This window comes from Rummeliibacillus sp. POC4, assembly GCF_003576525.1.
Classification (GTDB): domain Bacteria; phylum Bacillota; class Bacilli; order Bacillales_A; family Planococcaceae; genus Rummeliibacillus.
Window position 1 is genome coordinate 1 of the sequence record NZ_QWUA01000131.1, and the last position, 2362, is coordinate 2362.

Annotated in this window: 2 protein-coding genes; both read left to right on the plus strand. The window is 36.4% G+C overall.

Annotated features, from left to right (window positions below):
* Positions 1 to 147 precede the first annotated feature (147 nt).
* Positions 148 to 1578 carry an IS21 family transposase gene (istA, locus tag D1606_RS18190; protein ID WP_119417423.1) on the plus strand — a complete coding sequence of 477 codons (1431 nt, stop codon included), beginning with the start codon at positions 148 to 150 and terminating at the stop codon, positions 1576 to 1578.
* A complete protein-coding gene (gene istB, locus D1606_RS18195) occupies positions 1571 to 2296 on the plus strand; it encodes an IS21-like element helper ATPase IstB (protein WP_119417424.1) in 726 nt (241 codons plus the stop codon). The genes istA and istB overlap by 8 nt, the downstream gene beginning before the upstream one ends.
* Positions 2297 to 2362 lie beyond the last annotated feature (66 nt).

The window sequence follows — 2362 nt, forward strand, 5'->3', positions numbered from 1 at the left end:
GTTTATTGCAAAATAAAAGTGCAGACTTGTGCAGCATATTTGTGCAGAGTCCCGCACTTTTTTTAGTGCCATAAAAAAAGACTTGCCAGCCACCCCAAGTCACTCTACTGTAAAGGTGTCGAATCTTATCAGTGGAGGTATGAAAGGATGCTAGCAATGTCTGAAATTAATTGTATCAAAACATTACGAAATGAAAAAGGTTTATCTATTAGCAAAATAGCGGATACCTTAGCAATAAATTGGCGAACCGCAAAGAAGTATGGGGATGAAGATCAACTTCCTCAAGAAAAGAAGATAATAAAAAAGGGAATGATGTATAAAGAACGATGGGGTGAAATTATTATCGATTGGTTAGAGGAAGATTCTAAAATAAAGAGAAAGCTACGTCGAACAAATAAACAAATGTATGAGGCGTTAGTAACTATGGGTTTCTTAGGCTCTTATCGTACAGTCTGCGACTTTATAGCTGATTGTAGAGCGGCAAGAGAAGATGAAAAATCAAAAGGATATGAACGTTTAGAACATCCAGAAGGAGAAGCCCAAGTAGATTTTGGTGTAATGGAAGCTGTTCATGAAGGTGAAATTGTCGATGTACATGCGTTAATCATGTCATTTCCAGCAAGTAATACGGGTTTCGTTGTACCTCTTCCCTCTGAAAATCAAGAGTGTTTTCTAAGTGGTCTAAAGCAATTATTTAAACAAGCAGGAGGCGTTCCATTAAGTATTCGAATTGATAACTTAACACCTGCGGTGAAAAAGGTACGAGGTTCTGAAAGTGAAGCTCAATTGACAGATGAATTTATGGCATTTAAAAACCATTATGGATTCCAAGTACAAGTATGTAATCCTCGAAGTGGTCACGAAAAAGGAAATGTAGAAAGAAAGGTTGGATACGTTCGATATAACTTCTTTAGCGTACCACCTGTCATGAAAGATTTTGATGATTTGACTCAACAACTCTATCAGAAGTTCGTAGATGATCGAAAGAGAAAGCATTATCAAAAAGAAGAACAAATTGAAGAACTTTGGGAGAGTGAACAAAAAAAGCTGCTCAAACTGCCAGAAAACGATTATCCCGTATTTAAACAAATGGCGATTAAGTTTAATAAATATAATGAATTTAAATTAGATCAACATTTAATCCATGTACCAAAAGCAAAGAACTATCAACAGCTCTATTGTGTGGTATTTTGGGATCAATTTAAAGTCATTACCAATGAAGGAGAAATACTGTTAAGCGATTTTAGACCTTACATGAGAAAACGTAGATTAATCCCATGGTCTGATATTTTAAAAGAATGGATGCATAAGCCACGTGTGGTTGGCCATTCACGATATCGTGAATATTTGCCATCTCGCATATGTGAATATTTATTAGTACCGTCATTAGCTCTAAGAAAGCAAAGAATTAACGGAATAATTAATCTATTAGTACAGCACAGCATGAAGGAAATTGATGAACAGTTCTACGAACTGATATCGAAAGATAAGGAAGATACGTCTCACCCTTATGATGTCGAATGGTCACAGTATGATGCGTTACAACCGACTGGATCGGGGGAAATGGATCATGAATGAAGTGATTGAACAATTATGTAAGCAATTACGTTTAGCGTATATCGCAGAGGAATTTGAAGATATCCCGTTTACAACACCCGATGAATTTGTCCTTCAACTCTTATTAAAAGAGCGAGATGGACGTGAAAAAGCAAAGGTAGCTAGAAATATAAAAAAAGCTCGTTTTTTAGATTACAAAGTTTTAGAGAATTACGAATGGCATAAAGATATCTGTTTACCACCCCACTTGAACAAAGAAGAACTGATGAGTTTAGACTTTATTAAACATCATGAAAACATCATATTGGTTGGGGCACCTGGCACTGGCAAAACTCATTTAGCTTCGGCGTTAGGTAGAAGTGCTTGTGAAAAGGGATATGAGGTTCGATTCTATCGTGTATCCCATCTAGTGGAGGAACTAGAGTCAGCATTTACTAATGGCAGATTAACAAACTTTCGGAAGAAACTAGAGAAAGTAGATTTAATCATATTAGATGAAATGGGTTATCTCCCATTTGGAAAAGAAGGTGCAGAGCTACTATTTCAAATTATCTCAGAGTGTTATGAACAGAAAAGCTTGATTATCACATCAAATCTAGAATTTAGTCAGTGGAATCGGATATTCTCGGATTCACGCTTAACAGCTGCATTAGTGGATCGATTGATTCACCATGCCCACGTAATTTCATACACAGGGACGAGCTTCCGATTAGCTCATGCTTTATCAAAGAGAACTTAAAAATATTGGGTGGCAACACTCTGCATTTTTCTCTGCAATTCTCTGCACTTTTTACTTGCAAAATAC